Origin of the sequence: Rhodococcus sp. CX, from assembly GCF_015865005.1 — a bacterium.
Lineage (GTDB): Bacteria > Actinomycetota > Actinomycetes > Mycobacteriales > Mycobacteriaceae > Rhodococcus.
Genome location: NZ_JADZGH010000239.1, coordinates 6,497 through 6,850, shown reverse-complemented (window position 1 = coordinate 6,850; position 354 = coordinate 6,497). Strand labels below are relative to the sequence as shown.

The window sequence follows — 354 nt, the reverse complement described above, 5'->3', positions numbered from 1 at the left end:
CCGACAGATTCGGTTCGGTCCGCGTCCCGACCGGGTCGGGGTGTGTGCCGGCGCGGTGACCGACCCTTGCGATGCGTGCCGATCCCGCTCTTTCCGAGACACGCAGCAGGACAACAGGAAGAATCGGAGAGTATTACCGAGTATCGGATTTCTCGTCGACTGTTGTGAGCCTCCGTCGTTCCGCCAGTGCCACCCGATTGCTCGCGCCGGCCTGCGCGAACGGCAGGACATGCCGGGGGAAGACGAAGATGGTGCGCCGCATCGACAGGTGCTTGACCAGCGAACGGTCGGTGTAGAGCGCCTCGTCGAGATCGGCGACGGTGACATCGGCGACGCGTGCCCACGCCGAGAGAT

At 65.0% G+C, this 354-nt stretch carries 1 protein-coding gene; it reads right to left on the bottom strand.

The window, feature by feature from the left end; translation table 11 throughout:
* Positions 1-133: 133 nt before the first annotated feature.
* Positions 134-354, bottom strand: a 221-nt coding sequence (locus tag I0Q12_RS26515; protein WP_231611505.1) for a DNA glycosylase AlkZ-like family protein, incomplete at its 5' end; no start/stop codon positions are given.